The following is a 15169-nucleotide window of genomic DNA, read 5'->3' as shown; positions in this document are numbered from 1 at the left end:
GCGACATCGACCGAAACACCTACAAGATTGAGATCGACGTCACCATCAACACCAGTTGACACCAGCCCGACCAGCCTATGTGAGCGGCATTGGAACTAGGTGAGCCGGTGCTCGTGGATCGGTGCGCTCAACGCGGTGCCGTTGAGGTCCAGGTACAGCAGGCGCTCGGTGACGGACACGGTCACGGTGTTGCGGCGTTCGGTCGCGGCGACGGCGGAGTCGATGAAGTCGCGATCGAAGCTGTAGAGCGGTATCGCTTCGGCGCGATGGATGCGCTTGCCGGGGAGTTGCGCCAGCACCTTGGCCGGGTCGCGGTGAGTGTAGACGGCGACCCGGTCGGCGAGTTTGCTGCCTCGGTGCACCCGCTCCGCGTCCGGTGCGCCGACCTCGATCCAGGCGGTGAGGCGGCCGGTGAGGTCGCGCACCAGCACCGCGGGCTCGTCGGTGGAGGAGACCCCACCGTCACTGAAGGCGATGCCCTCCTCGTATTCGAGGCAATAGGCGAGCACGCGGGTCAGCATGAACTCCGCGGATTCGGACGGGTGCCGCGCCACCCGCAACTCCAGCTCCTGGTAGACGCCCCGATCGACGTCGGCCAACTGGACGGCGAAGTTGTGCAATGTCGCGCTGAGTGCCATAGCTGCAAGAGCCTATCGCTGCCGGGTGATCAGCCCCGAGGCAGCGCGGTGGCGATGATTTCGCAAGCTGGCGGCGATGGGCTGGACGATCCGGTGTTCGGTGAATGTCATTGAGGGAGCCTACGATTCGGCGGTGACACTTACTCGTGACGACTTGGCCGGATACGTCGAGCGCGACCTCGACGCCGACCTGGCCAGATGGTTCGCCGATCGGCCGCTGGTCACCGTGCCGGAGGAGACCCGGCCGGTGGCGCCCTTCCTCGAACGGCTGGCGCCCGCGTCCGCGGCGGCGCTTAGCGCGTTCGCTCAGTCTTCGCCCGCTCGCCGCTGAAACGCCGGCTCGGCTCGGAAGATGTCCCGCAGCCAGGGAGCTCGGCGGTGATGCGGGCGGCTGCGGTCGGCCCAGAGCGGATTGGATTCGTCACGGCGGTAGACCGCGAGTTGTCCGGCGATGCGGAAGTGCAGTCGGGTGGCCTTGCCGACCACCTCGCCATCGGTCGCCAGCGCCTCCGGCGTGGGTAACTGCACGAAGAGTTCGGGCAACTGGCGCTCGCCGTAGACCTTGCTGTGGCCGATCGCCGCCAGTAACAGCGCGAGTACGGCGCGGGTGCGCGACCAGCGCAGATCGGCGCGCAGCCAGCGGATGTCGAGTAGTCCGGCGTCGAGCCGGTCACGGAAGGCGGGCACCGCGCCGTGCGGGTGGTAGGGACCGTTGCCGACGAACAGGAACCACACCCGCTGCCAGCGTCCGTCCAGGCAGATCTCCATCGGCTCGGCCCGGTGCAGGGTCACCACGAGCGCGGCGGCGAATGCGGGCCATTTGCCCCAGCGTGACTGCCACTTCTCGCGCAGCTGCACCAGGTCCGGATAGGCGCCGAGGCTGGCGGTGTTGATCAGATGCCGGGTGCGGGAACCGGTGTCGTCCTCGCATTCGACGCCGGCGATGTCCACCGCCACCGCCTCGCCGACACCGGTGGCATCGATTACTTCGCGCAGGTCGTAGACGCCGAGATCGCGGGCGAAGTGGTTGAGCGTGCCGGTGGGGATGACGACCAGCGGCAGCTCGTGGCGCAACGCGACCGCGGCCACCGCGGCCACCGTGCCGTCACCACCGGCGACGCCGACCGCCAGCACCGGTTCACCGTGCTCGGCGATGGCCCGCTCGAGCTGATCGGCACAGTCCAGATGGGGCTGTGTGCGCAGCACGGTGGCGGCGGGCAGGGCCGCGATCACGTCGTCGGTGGGGTCGTAATTCGGGTCACCGGACACCGGATTCACCATGACCACCAGGCCTTTGCCCTCCACCAGCGCGGGCACTTCGCGAACCGGACGGGCCTGCGCCTCATCGGATTCGCGCACCGGCCACCAGCGTCGCGTGGCCAGGGCGACACCGGAACCCACGGCCGCTCCGACGAGCACATCGGAACTCCAGTGCACACCGGTGTGCACCCGAGAGTAGGCGACGGTGGCGGCCAGCGGGGCGACAACCAGTGCGGTACGGGGACTTTCCAGAGCGACAGCGGTGGCGAATGCCGCGGCGCACGCGCTGTGTCCCGAGGGGAAGGAGGAGGAGCGCGGGGCCGGAACGAGTCGCCGGTGCACCGGCAGGAGTTCGGCGGCAGGCCTGCGCCGTGCGATCAGCGACTTGAGGCCCACGTTGACGACGAGACTGGCTCCGGCGACGGAGACGACGCCACGCAGCGCGGCCCGCCGCGGCGCGCCTTGGCGGGAGGCGAGCAGCGTCGCGAGAACCAGCCACAGTCCGCTGAAATTCGCGCTGCCGGTGAGCCGCAGCAATCCGTGGTCGACCACCGAGGCAGGCAGTTCGGCGACCGCGCCGCCGATCGCTCGATCGATTCGTCCGATGCCGTGAAACTTCCGGCGCACCCAGCTACTCACTCGTTCGACATTACCGATCACCGCGCACACAAACGTGGACGCACAGCGGACTCCCGCGGTGTCGGCGAGACCGAGGGCTCGGCGAGAGGTTGTGGAGTCGAGACCTGCCACGAGAACTGATGTTGCAAAGGAATTTTCGAGAAGCCGACTTACAGTTGCCGGGAATTCTGTCTGACGCTTGCTGGACAGGGCGGAACGATCCCATCCGCCCGCCGCCCCGGCCGATCTCTGCGCTGCGATCGGCCCGGCGCTGTTCGAGCAGCTGGTGCCCGACGGGTGCCGCAGCGCGAGTCGATCTACTCGTCCGGATCGGACGCCGCCTGCGCCTACTGGACTGCGGAATGCCGTCCCATCGGCTCGGATATGTACGGACCGCTGCATGTGCGGTTGCACCCGCGGTCTCGACGAATTGTGGTCGCCGGATCTTCTGATCGTCGATTCGTCCGCACGCCGCGCAGCACGCGGCTATCGTAGCGATGCGAGATTGCTGAAAAGTTGCTAGTGCGGCGCATCGGTGGGTGGGCGCGGCATGCCTCAGCTACTGAAGCCGTTGCTGGGCAGGGGATACCGCCATGGCGTCGGTGGGCGCGGTGTGCCGATGTGTGCTCACCCGCGGTTGTCGGGCCGGACATTCGCGATCGAGCAGTAAGCCGTATTGCCATCGAGGATCACAAAGGAGGTACACCATGACTCGCATGACGACGCGGGGCTCAGCTGATCTCACGCGCGCAGCCGGGGAGCCCGCGGAGGGCGTCACCGTCAGCGACCTGACGCGCGCTTTCCGTGATCTGGCCCATGCCGCCGCCGACGAAGTCCTCGTCCGATCCCTCGCCGAGGCCCGCGCGCTGGCCGAGGCCGCGCGCGGTCTGGCCGATTCGGCGCGCGCGGACGCGGCGGCCGGTGCGTGCGGCCTCGCCCGCATCGACGCGACGTTCGCGGCCGCACTCGCCGCCACCGCGAGGGAGACCGCCACGCGCGCCCGGAATCTGGCCGAGGCCGCCAACGCGTACGAGCGAGGTTTGGCCGACGAAGCCGTTGTCAGCGCGCGGTACGAGGAACCGGGCAGCCCGTCTTCGGATCTGCGCGAGCGCTACCGCACCGAGCCCGCGTTCCCCACCGCGGTGAACGACTCCGCGAAGTGCGCCGGCCTTCTGGCGGCCGAATCGGGTGACGACGCCGGTCGCGCCCGTGCCGCGCGGATCCGCGGTGCCGCGGACGCTCTTGCCGCCAGCGCGGCGACCCGGGCCAACGAGCGTGCGAACAAAGTCCTGCGGATGGCGCAAGATGCCGACTCGGCCGCCGCCGAAGCCACACGAGCCGCCGAGGACGCCGCGCGAGCCGCCGACACGTGTTCGGCCACCGACGGCCGCAAGTGAGCTGTCGTCTATCCGTGTAGCGAGCGGGGCGCCGGGCGGGGACGAGTGCGGTGGCGACCGACGCGGGCACGGAGCGGCCGGTGCTATCGGAGGGCGGTGGGGATGAGGTGGTGGCGGGCGAAGGCGCGGGCGTCTTCGTCGGTGTCGAGGGAGAAGTAGCTGTCCGGGATGAGCAGGAGGGTGAGGGACAGGCGGGCGGCGATCTCGGCGGACGCGTCGGGATCGATGTCGCCGATGTCGTCGGCGCGGCGGAGCTGATCGGCGAAGAACGCCGCGCGGCGGCGAGCAGCGTCGCGCCGTAGGTGATGACGAAGGGCTGCCCGCCTTCGTCGGCGAGCAGGATGCGGTTGGTCAGTGGGTCGGTGCGCAGCGTGCGCAGGGCGATCGCGAAGCCCTCGGCGGCGTCGTCGCGGACGTCGGTGTAGTCGGCGACGGCGGTGGTGATGCCGGACAGGACGCGCCGCAACCACAGGGTCGGCGCGGTGGTGACGAGCAGGTCCGTGCTGGGAAAGGCCCGGTAGACGGTGGCGCGATGCAGGCTGGCGCGGCGGGCGATGTGCTCCATGCGGACACGGTCGATGCCGTGGTCGCGGAACTCCGCCGAGGCCGCGTCGATGATCCGGTTTGCCTGCGGGCCGCCTTCGACGTCGGCCGCGAGCTGGTCGACATCGAAGGCGGCGGTCGTCCGCCGGGCGCCGCGCATGTGCAACCGTTGGTTGCGCTACGCCCGGTGGTCGACTAACGTCAAGCGCAACCAAACGTTGCATATGGAGGTTTGAATATGGAGTACGGCAGCATCGAACGCGAGATACACGTCGACGCCTCGCCCGAGGTGGTCTTCGAGGTCGTCAGCAGTCCGGAGCACATCTCGGAATGGTGGAGCGACGACGCCGAGTTCGATACGGCGCCCGGTGCCGTCGGCGAACTCGTCTGGGGCGACCGGGTCGAGGTCGTCCCGATCAGGGTGGTGCGGGCCGAGCCGCCGCGATTGTTCTCGTTCCGCTGGTGCTATCCGGGCGGCGCGATCGACGATTCCGCCGGCTCGCTGCTGGTCACTTTCGAGCTCATCCCGTCGGGCGCGGGTACCAGGATCCGGCTCACCGAGACGGGGTTCCGGGAAATGGGTTGGGAGGTAGCGAAACTCGAGGAGCAGTACCGCGACCACAGCATGGGATGGGACACCTTCGTCCCCCGCCTCGGGGAGTACATCGTGCGGCTGGTGTCGACGCCGTGACCGCCGCGGTCGACGATGACCTGTGGTCCGCCATCGGGGACCCGATGCGCAGGCGGATGCTCGATCTGCTCCTCGCGGAGGGGAACGGCACGGCCACCAGCCTCAGTGAGCGGCTGCCCGTCACGCGGCAGGCGGTCGCCAAACATCTCGTCGTGCTCGACCGCGTCGGTTTGGTGCACGGCATGCCCGCCGGGCGGGAGCGGCGGTACCGGGTGGACGAGGCGCAACTCGCGCGCGCGGTCGCTCAGTTGTCCGCGGTCGGGGCGGCGTGGGATGCCAGGCTCCGGCGTATCAAGCGCATCGCGGAGGCGATTCAGCGCAGACAAGACCCGCAGTGAGATCACGCGGTTACGAGAACAATGGGAAGAGGAACTGAAATGGTGGACATTTTGCACAAAGTGGGCATCGAGGCGCCGGCGGACGAGGTCTACGCCGCCTTGACCACCACCGAGGGGCTCGCCGGGTGGTGGACGGCCGATACCAAGGGGAACGGCGGCGAACTCGGCGACCTGCTCGAATTCCGCTTCGCGGCAGGTGGATTCGACATGCGGGTACGCGAGCTCGACCCGGGAAAGCGAGTGCTGTGGGAGGTGGTCGGCGGGCCCGACGAGTGGATCGGCACCCAGGTGGACTGGAGCCTCGATCAGGCGGGCGACTACACCACCGTGCTCTTCGCGCACCGAGGGTGGAAGGAGCCGGTGGACTTCATGCACCACTGCAGCACCAAGTGGGCGGTCTACCTGCTGAGCCTGAAATCGCTGATCGAAACCGAGAAGGGCGCTCCGCATCCCCACGACGTCAAGATCGACAGCTGGGATTGACGCGCCGCGCGGGAAGGTCGCGGGCACCGCGACGGCATTTCGCACCGGCGGCATCGCCACCGGTGCGGATGCTGTCGCGCGTCGGCCGTCGGCGTACCTTGCCGTGAGCCGTTCGAGCTCGACGGCCGCACGTTTCCGATGCGCGGTCAGGGGGTGAGGATGGTCTTCCCGATGGCCGTGCGGTCTTCGAACGCCCGATGGGCGGTCGCCGCTTCGGCCAGGGGCAGCACCGTGCCGATGACGGGGGTGAGTTCACCGCGCACCGTGAGGTCCTCGGCTCGGCGGGCCAGCTCCGGCCACCGTTGCGGGCGATATCCGAGGCTGAAGGGAATCAGCGAGGCGCCGACCGGTAGGAGTTGCTCCGAGCTGATCTCGACCGCGACGCCGCTGGCCGAGCCGAAGACCACCATGCGGGCGCGCGGTTTCGTGAGCAGGCTGTAAGCCTCCCGAGCGGTCTGTCCGCCGACGGTCTCGAGCACCACCGACACCGGACCGGCCTCCTCGGTCCATCCCGGTCGGGTGTAGTCCACGGTGGCATCGGCGCCGAGGTCGGCGGCCAGCTGCCGCTTCGCGACCCCGCTCGCACCGGCGACGACCCGGGCTCCGGCTCGTTTGGCCAACTGGATCAACAGGGTTCCGATTCCTCCGCCTGCCGCCTCCACCAGAACCGTGTCCGCGGGCCCGATCTCCGCGGCTTCGATCAATCCCACGGCCGTCGCGCCCTGGCCGAGCAGCGCGAGGGCTTGATGCTCGCCGAGGCGATCGTCGAGCGGTACGGCCGCCGTTGCCGGAATCCGCACCAGCTCCGCGTAACTGCCGGAGGCGACCGTGCCGACCACTCTTTCGCCGATGCGGCGGGTCTCGACGCCGGGACCGACCGCGGCCACCGTCCCGGCTACTTCGATGCCGGGCGTGTGCGGCAGCGGCAGGCCGAGCGGATCCGGGGCCACCCCGGCGCGCACCTGCACCTCGAAGTAGTTGACTCCGGTTGCCGTGGCCCGGACGAGCAGCTCGCCCTCGCCCGGCGTGGGATCCTCGACCTCCTCGACTCGCAGCACTTCCGGGCCGCCGTACTCGTGATAGCGGACTGCGCGCATGGGATCACCTCTCCATATACGGACTGTTAGTCCGTTTAGCATGTTGCTATGATACGGACTATCGGTCCGCTTATGTCAACTGGAGGTCAGCGATGCGCGCCGACGCCGAACGCAACCGGGCCGCGATCCTCGCCGTAGCCGGGCGTCTGATCTGCGATGAGCAGCGCGACAACGTCTGCATGGACGAGATCGCGGCAGCCGCCGGAGTCGGGAAGGGCACGCTGTTCCGCCGATTCACCGACCGCGAAGGGCTGATTCGCGCGCTGTTCGACGACCGGACCGGCCGGGCTTGGGCGGCCGTTCGCGACCTCGCCGCGGATCCCGCCGTGCCGGTGGGCGAGCGGATACTGACGTTCGTCGCCACGGTGTTCGACCTCACGGTGGTCGAGTTGCAACCGTTGACGCGCGCCCTGCCCGACGGCTGTCGGTCCGAGACCTGGGCGCCGTGGCGCGCGCTGCTGGCGGAGTTGATCGCCCAGGTCGTCCCGGACGCCGACGCGGAGTTCCTGGCCATGGCGATCTTCGCGAGCATGCGTCCGGAGATCACCGACATGACCTCCCCGCAACGCCATCGGGAGGGCGTGCTCGCCTTGACAGCTCGCGTTCTCGGGTCAGGGTAGCGGCGTCGATCGCCGCTACCCTGCTCGCGAGCGCCCGGTCAGGCGCCGACGTAGGCCGCGAGATGTTCGCCGGTGAGGGTGGAGCGGGCGGCGACGAGGTCGGCGGGAGTGCCCTGGAATACGACCCGGCCGCCGTCGTGTCCCGCCCCAGGACCGAGGTCGATGATCCAGTCAGCATGCGCCATGACCGCTTGGTGGTGCTCGATGACGATGACCGACTTGCCGGAGTCGACGAGCCGGTCGAGCAGGCCGAGCAACTGCTCGACATCGGCGAGATGCAGGCCGGTGGTGGGCTCGTCGAGGACGTAGACGCCGCCCTTCTCGGCCATGTGCGTGGCCAGCTTGAGCCGTTGCCGCTCGCCGCCGGACAGCGTGGTAAGCGGCTGACCCAGGCTGAGGTAGCCCAGCCCGACGTCGGCGAGCCTGCTCAGGATGGCGTGCGCGGCCGGGGTGCGCGCGGCCTCGGTGCCGAAGAACTCCTCGGCCTCGAGCACCGACATCGCGAGCACTTCGCTGATGTCGCGGCCGCCGAGGTGGTATTCCAGCACCGACGCCTGGTATCGCTTGCCCTCGCACTCCTCGCAAGTGGTGGCGACACCTGCCATCATCCCCAAGTCGGTGTAGACGACGCCCGCGCCGTTGCAGGTGGGGCACGCTCCTTCGGAATTGGCGCTGAACAGCGCGGGCTTCACCCCGTTGGCCTTGGCGAACGCCTTGCGGATCGGCTCGAGCAATCCGGTGTAGGTCGCCGGATTACTGCGCCGCGAGCCGCGGATGGGCGCCTGATCCACCGCGACCACGCCTTCGCTCGTGGGGATCGACCCGTGCACCAGCGAACTCTTGCCGGACCCCGCCACGCCGGTGATGGCGACGAGCACACCCAGCGGAATGTCGACGTCGACATCGCGCAGGTTGTTCGCTTTCGCGCCGCGGATCTCGAGCTTGCCGCTCGGCTCGCGCACGGTGGTCTTGAGCGCGGCCCGGTCGTCGAAATGATGGCCGGTGACAGTGCCGCTGGCCCGCAGCCCCTCGACGCTGCCCTCGAAGCAGACGGTGCCGCCCGCCGTGCCCGCCCCCGGCCCGAGGTCGACGACATGGTCGGCGATCACGATCGTCTCCGGCTTGTGCTCCACGACGAGCACCGTGTTGCCCTTGTCCCGCAGCCGCAGCAGCAGGTTGTTCATCCGCTGGATGTCATGAGGATGCAGGCCGATGGTCGGCTCGTCGAAGACGTAGGTGACGTCGGTGAGCGAGGAGCCGAGGTGGCGGATCATCTTGGTGCGCTGGGCCTCACCGCCCGACAATGTGCCGGAGGGCCGGTCCAGCGAGAGGTAGCCCAACCCGATCTCCACGAACGAGTCGAGAGTGTGCCGCAGCGCGCCCAGCAGCGGCGCCACCGACGGCTCGCTCAGGCCGCCGACCCATTCGGCGAGGTCGCTGATCTGCATCGCGCAGGCGTCGGCGATGCTGATGCCCGCGATCTTCGACGAGCGCGCCGCTTCGGTGAGCCGGGTGCCGTCGCACTCGGGACAGGTCGTGAAGGTGACCGCGCGGTCCACGAACGCCCGGATATGCGGCTGCATCGCCTCCCGGTCCTTGGCCAGAAACGACTTCTGGATCTTGGGGATCAGCCCCTCGTAGGTGAGGTTGACCCCCTCGATTTTCACCTTGGTGGGCTCTTTGTAGAGGAAGTCCTGCATCTCCCTCTTGGTGTACTTGCGGATCGGCTTGTTCGGATCGACGAAACCCGACTCCGCGTAGACCCGCACCGTCCAGAAGCTGTCCGACTTCCAGCCCGGAATGGTGAACGCGCCCTCGGCGAGCGACTTGGAATCGTCGTAGAGCTGGGTGAGGTCGATATCGGACACCGAGCCCCGGCCCTCGCAGCGCGGGCACATCCCGCCGGTGATGCTGAAGCTGCGGCGCTCCTTCACGGTCCTTCCGGAACGCTCGGTCGTGACCGCGCCCGCCCCGCTGATCGAGGCGACGTTGAAGGAGAAAGCCTGGGGCGAGCCGATGTGCGGCTTTCCGAGCCTGCTGAAGAGAATGCGCAGCATGGCATTGGCGTCGGTGGCGGTGCCGACGGTGGAGCGCGGGTCGGAGCCCATGCGTTGCTGATCGACGATGATCGCGGTGGTCAGCCCCTCGAGCACGTCGACCTCGGGCCGTGCCAGCGTCGGCATGAAGCCCTGGACGAACGCGCTGTAGGTCTCGTTGATCAGCCGCTGCGACTCCGCGGCGATCGTGCTGAACACCAGTGAGCTCTTGCCCGAGCCGGAGACGCCGGTGAACACCGTCAGCCGTCGCTTCGGGATTTCGATGCTGACATCCCTGAGGTTGTTCTCGCGCGCGCCGTGCACGCGGATCAGATCGTGGCTGTCCGCGGCGTGCGGCGCGGGCGACTGCGTGTCCGTCGTCGTGGCCGTGCTCATCGTGTCTCCATCTGTCGGGCGGGGCCGCCTGCGCGGTCGGCGTCGCCGGGCTCGGTTCGAGTTCGCGCCGGGCGGGTCAGCGCAGCTGCTGGATGCGGATCAGGTTGCCCGCGGGATCGCGGACGGCGCAGTCGCGCACCCCGTACGGCTGCTCGGTCGGCTCCTGGACGATCTCCGCGTCGTTGGCCGCCAGCCGTTCGAAAGCGCCGTCCAGATCCTTGGTTGCCAGCAGGATGCCGCCATAGGTGCCCTTCGCCATCATCTCGGTGATGGTGCGGCGCTCGTCGTCGGTGATGCCGGGATCGGCGCCCGGCGGATGCAGGACGATGGATGTTTCCGGCTGGCCGGCGGGGCCGACCGTGAGCCAGCGCATCCCTTCGTACCCGACGTCGTTGCGGACCTCGAAGCCGAGGATGTCGCGGTAGAAGGCGAGGGCCGCGTCCGCGTCGTCGTGCGGCAGGAAGCTCGCGTGAATGGTGATGTCCATGGCAGTCAGGCTAATTGCGGCTCGGTAACCGGTGCTTCTCGATTCCTGATCGGTCTGGTCACCTGTTTCGACACGCACGAGGGCATCCCCGCCGTGGCGCGGGCCGCCTCGCGCCGGTAGACGCTCGGCGGCACACCGACCAACTCGGTGAAGCGGGTGCTGAAGGTGCCCAGCGACGAGCAGCCGACCGCGAAGCACACCTCGGTGACGCTGAGGTCGCCACGACGCAGCAGCGACATCGCGCGTTCGATGCGCCGCGTCATCAGATAGGAGTACGGCGACTCGCCGTAGGCGAGCCGGAACTGGCGGCTGAGGTGGCCGGCCGACATGTGCGCGTCGCGCGCGAGCGCCTCCACGTCCAGCGGCTGCGCGTACTCGCGATCAATGCGGTCGCGAACGCGGCGCAGCCGCGCGAGGTCGTGCAGGTGCGGCGTGGCGGCGGGTCGGCTGGTCACTTACGCGATCGTGCCACATCGCGGTGACAAGCCTGGGGTGCTACCAGAAGGTCGCCGAGAGTTCGTACTCGGCGAGCGCGGACCGCACCAGCTCGGTGAGCTGCTCGGTGTCCAGCAGGGCAGGCGGGTGGAACCCCATGACGCGCATCGTGATCTTCTCCGCGGCCTCGACGAGCGCGACGTACAGATTGCCGCCGCGTTCGGTCACGACGCTCCGCGAGTCGAGGCTCTGATTGACCAGGCCGAGCATCATCGCCGAGGCCGGGCCGCCGTCGATGCGCAGCATTTCGGGGTCGAGCTTGCCGAGGCTGGAGCACACCGTGGAGGTGGGGTCGGTGGCGGCTTGCCGCGCCAGCCGGGCATACCGTCCGCGCGGCAGCGCCACCGCGACCGGGACCAGCGGCGGGACGTCCTGTCCGCTGGCCGCGGCCGCGGTGAGCTTTTCCTTCATCACCGCGCGCAGCGGCGCGAGGTCGGCCGGTGCGCCGTCGTGCACGTCTACTTCGAAGGCGATGGAGGTCAGAGCGTTCGCCCGAAAATCGTCGGCGGTGCGGGTGCTGACCGGCATCATCATGCGAACCCGGCCCTCTTCGTCGGTGCGGCCGACCTCCGTCGCGATGGCGGTCATCATCGCCACCGCCAGGGTGGTGCCGGTTCCGCCTCGGCCACGTGCCGCCGCATGCCACAGCTGCGCCGGGACCGTCGCGGTGACGGTCGGAAGCCGGAAGTCCGGCGCGTCGTCGGCGGGCCCGGCCCCGCCGCCGCGCCCGGTGACGGCCAATCGCAGCGCCAAACCGGCGGCGGAGGGTAACGACCTGGCTCGCCGCGCGGCATCGCGGAGATCACCGGCGAGCAGGCGCATCCGGCCGAATTCATCGGTGCGGTAGGACAAGTCGAGTCGCTTGTCCGCGACGGCGTCCGTGATCGCCGTGCACAACGCGTGGCCGTCCGCGAGCGTGTGGGAAACCAGCAGCGACACCGCGCTTTCCCCGTTGTCGAGGTGGGTCGCCGCCAACCGCCATGCGGGCCCGCCGAAGGTACGCAACTCGGCATTTCCTTGCTCGGCGATCCAGGCCTCCAGATCGCCCGAGGGAATGGGCTCGTCCGCGACCTCGAGCGGGCTGAATTCGACTCGGGTGGTCCACCGGTCCCCGGCGGCGGGGATCATCGCGGGCGCGACCGCTCTGCCCAGCCTGCCGTGCCGCAACGCCTCGTGGAAATGCTCGAGCGCCGCCGGATCCACCGCACGGTCGTAGCGCCAGACCGCCTGTATCGCCAGGGTTCCCCCTAGCGCGGAGTGCCCACGCGCACTCACGCAATCGATATCGGTCAGGCGGTAGGTCACGCGAATCTCCCCTCGAGTACCGGACACCGGGGCAGGTCCGCACCGGCGTCGTCGCCGCCACAACTCGGCGCTACGACCATGAAGATCGTTCGCATGTCCGGTTTCGAGCTGTTCGGCCAACCAAGAGCATCCGGCCTGGCAACGCCGTGGTCAACCCTACTGGCGGGTTCGGTGATCACGGCACCCGGCGATGCGCCGCGCGCCGGGTTCCGGCCGCGGACGGGTTCGCTGTCCAGCGCGAACGGCTGAGCCGCCCGCCGTCCGGCCGACCTGCGGAAGGGGCGCCGGAAGTGGCGAGGCGGCCGAATCCGCGTCGCTCGAGCTGGACGTTTGACCACTTCAGCAACGAATGGGGACTGTCGCCGGCTTCCGGTGCAGTCGGGCACCCGGAGCGTCGGCGGTGCAGATCTGTCGGGCATGTCGTGCGAGTCGGTAGCCGACCACGGCGCCAGCGCGGTCGTGAACGTCAACTCACACCACGACAGCGCAGGCACGGTCCCTCCGGCGAGGGTCGCGATCAGCGAGAATCCGACGTCATGCCCCCGCCCACGCGGCCGGCGGCCACGCCGTGTCGAGCCTGCCCAGGAACTCGTCGGTGCTGTCGGGTGGTCCAGGGCGGCCGTCGACCGCCAGGTGTACGACGGCGTGGCGTAGGTCTACCTGCGTGGCGACGTCTGGCGGTTGCGTGCGGTGGGCCAGGGATATCCGACGGATCTCGCGGTGCTGGCGCGCCGGTACGGGGTGGATGTGGCGGAGTGACGTCCGCGTCAGTCGTGGTGTCCGCGGTGGTGGCGGAAGGCCAGGCGGACGAGGTCGGCGATGTCGGGGTCGGTGATCGCGTAGACGTGGCGTCTGCCGTCTTTGTGGGCGTGGACCAGACCGGCGAGTTTCAGTTCGGCCAGATGCTGGCTCACCGCGGGCACGGACTGGCCGACGACGGCCGCGAGGGAGCCGACATCGCGCTCGCCCTGCGCGAGCAGCCAGAGTATCTGCAGACGCGCGGTGGCGGCGAGCATGCCGAAAACCGCCGCGGCGTCCGCCGATCGGTCCGCCGGGATCGGTCCCGGCGGCTCGCCGTGCTGGGTCACGTCCGCCTCCAAACTGTCGGTAGGGTGGCACGGCCGTGACCGGCTGTGCAAGCAGGTGGCCGCCGCCGACGGCCTGGACGCCGTGGCGCCGAAAACCGCTGTCTCCGCGGCCGTTCTGCTTCGCCACTGTCGCTGGATTTCCATTGGGTGGCGCGCTGTCGAACACTTGCGCAACTGATTGACGTACCCCGATGGGCGGGTTTCTAATGATGGATGGCGCAATTCGTGCGCCGGTCGACCGACGAAGCGAGGTGAGCGGCAGATGCCGGATGACAGTATCGACGTCTACAGCCGGTCCGCTCTCGCGAAACAGGTTGCGCCGGCGCGTCGTTGATCCGCGTGCGTGATCGCCCGCCGGGCAACGGCGCCCATCGGCCGACGCGGTACGGACCTCCACTTCGTCATCTCTCCGGCGCGTAAGAGCGGCGCGTCCGGGTTCGGCCGATACGCGGCCACCGACCCGCGGCGCCGCCCGATCACGTCGCTGCTCGCCTCTGCGTGCGTCCTCGGTACCGGAGGAGTGCGCCAGCCCCGCACGATAGCAAGTATTGGAGCACCCACTATGGCCACATTGCCCGAGAAAGCCGAAACATTGCCTCGCACAACAGATCCGGAACGGCGACAGCAGGCCGGATCCTCGGTGCGCTCGTTCCGCGGGCAGCGGTAGTCGATGACGACCTTTCTCGGTGCCGTGACCGCCGACCACTTCGATACCGAAGTGCTCCAGCAACATTGGATTCCGCTCGCCGCCGACGACGCCGACACCGCGGCGGTGCTGCGGGAACGGCTCGGCATCGACTTCACGTCCGCACGCGATCAGGTCCTGGAGACCGACAGCTTTCGCTACTTTCCGGTGACGGCCGGATTCCAGCGTGGCGAGAACATCGAACAGGAGACGATCGTCTTCGCCTTGGGCGGTGAATTCCTCGTGACGCTGCAGCCGTCCGAGCATTTCGTCCCCTTCGACAAGGCGGTCGCGAAGATGCGCCGGGACCCGGCGCTCGCCGGTTCCGCGCACGGCGTGATGTACGCGCTGCTGTGGGCGCTGAACGAGGCGTCGGAGCGGGTGCTACATCATGCGGGTGACGCCATGGAGGCGTTGGGCGACGAGATCGAGCGGACGATCACGGGCCGGGACCGGCGCCAGACCGAGCTCGCCGCCCTGCGCGGCGTGATATCGCGGATGAACGCGACCGAACGCATCGTCTCGCGCACTCAGGAGGCCCAGCGGCAGCTGGCCCGCGCCGCGCGACATCTGATGGCCGACACGTCACCAGGGAAGGCGGAACTCGACGAGGCGATCGGCATCCTGCTCGCCGACATCGACGGGGTGGGACAGTATGCGGGCTCGGCGTACGACAAGGTCCGCTTCTTGCAGCAATCCGTGACGATCTGCCTGAATGTGCGGCAGGGCGAGATCGTCAAGGTGTTCACCGTCACCACCGCGGTCGTCCTGCCGCCCGTTCTGGTCGTCGGCTGCTACGCCGCAGGTCTCCTCGGCATCGCCGAATTGCCCTGGCAGGTGAGCCTTTTGATCGCCGTGCTGCTGGCTCTGGCGGCGGCGGTGATTCCATCGGCCTATCTCGAGAAGCGGGGCTTACTGCGCTGAGCCCTCGGGCGCGCGCGCGCTTTTCCGGCGATCATTACCTCGCGCGTAATCGACTCGGGGCGCGCGGA

16 protein-coding genes are annotated in these 15169 nt (G+C 69.0%); 8 read left to right on the top strand and 8 right to left on the bottom strand.

From position 1 onward, the window contains the following. Positions 1-95: 95 nt before the first annotated feature. A complete protein-coding gene (locus ACWEO7_RS32455) occupies positions 96-638 on the bottom strand; it encodes a YaeQ family protein (protein WP_356968556.1) in 543 nt (180 codons plus the stop codon). 133 nt (positions 639-771) lie between these two features. On the opposite strand from ACWEO7_RS32455, the gene ACWEO7_RS32450 reads away from it, so the two are divergent. Continuing rightward, positions 772-969: a hypothetical protein gene (locus tag ACWEO7_RS32450; RefSeq protein WP_452428891.1), complete on the top strand. Its 198-nt coding sequence runs from the start codon at positions 772-774 to the stop codon at positions 967-969. Here ACWEO7_RS32450 and ACWEO7_RS32445 read toward each other — a convergent pair. Beyond that, positions 945-2537 carry a phosphatase PAP2 family protein gene (locus tag ACWEO7_RS32445; RefSeq protein ID WP_452428889.1) on the bottom strand — a complete coding sequence of 531 codons (1593 nt, stop codon included), beginning with the start codon at positions 2535-2537 and terminating at the stop codon, positions 945-947. The genes ACWEO7_RS32450 and ACWEO7_RS32445 overlap by 25 nt on opposite strands. Before the next feature lie 686 nt (positions 2538-3223). Here ACWEO7_RS32445 and ACWEO7_RS32440 point away from each other — a divergent pair. From ACWEO7_RS32440 to ACWEO7_RS32420, 5 genes are all read left to right on the top strand, one after another. After that, positions 3224-3913: a hypothetical protein gene (locus ACWEO7_RS32440; protein ID WP_452428896.1), complete on the top strand. Its 690-nt coding sequence runs from the start codon at positions 3224-3226 to the stop codon at positions 3911-3913. A gap of 50 nt (positions 3914-3963) precedes the next feature. Further along, a complete protein-coding gene (locus tag ACWEO7_RS32435; protein ID WP_452428894.1) occupies positions 3964-4215 on the top strand; it encodes a hypothetical protein in 252 nt (83 codons plus the stop codon). 479 nt (positions 4216-4694) lie between these two features. Beyond that, positions 4695-5147: an SRPBCC family protein gene (locus ACWEO7_RS32430; protein ID WP_450025011.1), complete on the top strand. Its 453-nt coding sequence runs from the start codon at positions 4695-4697 to the stop codon at positions 5145-5147. Beyond that, on the top strand, positions 5144-5485 hold the full coding sequence (locus ACWEO7_RS32425; protein ID WP_452428888.1) for an ArsR/SmtB family transcription factor: 342 nt from the start codon (positions 5144-5146) through the stop codon (positions 5483-5485). Before ACWEO7_RS32430 ends, ACWEO7_RS32425 begins: the two co-directional genes overlap by 4 nt. A 39-nt stretch (positions 5486-5524) precedes the next feature. Next, positions 5525-5968: an SRPBCC family protein gene (locus ACWEO7_RS32420; protein WP_452428886.1), complete on the top strand. Its 444-nt coding sequence runs from the start codon at positions 5525-5527 to the stop codon at positions 5966-5968. A 146-nt stretch (positions 5969-6114) separates the two neighbouring features. Here the strand turns inward: ACWEO7_RS32420 and ACWEO7_RS32415 are convergent, their stop codons facing one another. Beyond that, positions 6115-7065 carry a quinone oxidoreductase family protein gene (locus tag ACWEO7_RS32415; protein WP_452428885.1) on the bottom strand — a complete coding sequence of 317 codons (951 nt, stop codon included), beginning with the start codon at positions 7063-7065 and terminating at the stop codon, positions 6115-6117. Between the two features lie 92 nt (positions 7066-7157). Between ACWEO7_RS32415 and ACWEO7_RS32410 the strand changes: the two genes are divergently transcribed. Next, entirely contained in the window at positions 7158-7685 is a 528-nt protein-coding gene (locus tag ACWEO7_RS32410) for a TetR/AcrR family transcriptional regulator (RefSeq protein ID WP_452428883.1), read from the top strand. Between the two features lie 38 nt (positions 7686-7723). On the opposite strand, the gene ACWEO7_RS32405 is transcribed toward ACWEO7_RS32410, so the two are convergent. From ACWEO7_RS32405 to ACWEO7_RS32385, 5 genes are all read right to left on the bottom strand, one after another. Next, the gene (locus ACWEO7_RS32405; protein WP_452428881.1) at positions 7724-10117 is read right to left on the bottom strand and encodes an ATP-binding cassette domain-containing protein; all 2394 of its coding nucleotides are present in this window, start codon (positions 10115-10117) and stop codon (positions 7724-7726) included. A 76-nt stretch (positions 10118-10193) separates the two neighbouring features. Then, positions 10194-10604 (bottom strand): VOC family protein, encoded by a 411-nt coding sequence (locus tag ACWEO7_RS32400; protein ID WP_355078459.1) that lies wholly within the window; start codon positions 10602-10604, stop codon positions 10194-10196. Positions 10605-10609: 5 nt separating this feature from the next. Continuing rightward, positions 10610-11059 (bottom strand): helix-turn-helix transcriptional regulator, encoded by a 450-nt coding sequence (locus ACWEO7_RS32395; protein WP_452428879.1) that lies wholly within the window; start codon positions 11057-11059, stop codon positions 10610-10612. A 40-nt stretch (positions 11060-11099) separates the two neighbouring features. Further along, entirely contained in the window at positions 11100-12404 is a 1305-nt protein-coding gene (locus ACWEO7_RS32390) for a hypothetical protein (protein ID WP_452428878.1), read from the bottom strand. 767 nt (positions 12405-13171) lie between these two features. Continuing rightward, positions 13172-13492, bottom strand: a complete 321-nt coding sequence (locus ACWEO7_RS32385; RefSeq protein ID WP_452428876.1) for an ArsR/SmtB family transcription factor — start codon at positions 13490-13492, stop codon at positions 13172-13174. Between the two features lie 670 nt (positions 13493-14162). Between ACWEO7_RS32385 and ACWEO7_RS32380 the strand changes: the two genes are divergently transcribed. Beyond that, complete coding sequence (locus ACWEO7_RS32380; RefSeq protein WP_452428874.1) at positions 14163-15101, top strand: CorA family divalent cation transporter; 939 nt, start codon at positions 14163-14165, stop codon at positions 15099-15101. Positions 15102-15169: the final 68 nt, after the last annotated feature.

It is taken from the genome of Nocardia sp. NPDC004260, assembly GCF_053603155.1.
The sequence above is the reverse complement of the archived record's forward strand: the minus strand, read 5'-3'. Positions and strand labels throughout refer to the sequence as shown.

What these genes read in the sequence shown, in the direction of transcription:
- ACWEO7_RS32455 (WP_356968556.1), bottom strand. Translation starts at nt 638, where the DNA reads ATGGCACTCAGCGCGACATTGCACAACTTCGCCGTCCAGTTGGCCGAC.
- ACWEO7_RS32440 (WP_452428896.1), top strand. Translation starts at nt 3,224, where the DNA reads ATGACTCGCATGACGACGCGGGGCTCAGCTGATCTCACGCGCGCAGCC.
- ACWEO7_RS32430 (WP_450025011.1), top strand. Translation starts at nt 4,695, where the DNA reads ATGGAGTACGGCAGCATCGAACGCGAGATACACGTCGACGCCTCGCCC.
- ACWEO7_RS32420 (WP_452428886.1), top strand. Translation starts at nt 5,525, where the DNA reads ATGGTGGACATTTTGCACAAAGTGGGCATCGAGGCGCCGGCGGACGAG.
- ACWEO7_RS32415 (WP_452428885.1), bottom strand. Translation starts at nt 7,065, where the DNA reads ATGCGCGCAGTCCGCTATCACGAGTACGGCGGCCCGGAAGTGCTGCGA.
- ACWEO7_RS32410 (WP_452428883.1), top strand. Translation starts at nt 7,158, where the DNA reads ATGCGCGCCGACGCCGAACGCAACCGGGCCGCGATCCTCGCCGTAGCC.
- ACWEO7_RS32405 (WP_452428881.1), bottom strand. Translation starts at nt 10,117, where the DNA reads ATGAGCACGGCCACGACGACGGACACGCAGTCGCCCGCGCCGCACGCC.
- ACWEO7_RS32400 (WP_355078459.1), bottom strand. Translation starts at nt 10,604, where the DNA reads ATGGACATCACCATTCACGCGAGCTTCCTGCCGCACGACGACGCGGAC.
- ACWEO7_RS32380 (WP_452428874.1), top strand. Translation starts at nt 14,163, where the DNA reads ATGACGACCTTTCTCGGTGCCGTGACCGCCGACCACTTCGATACCGAA.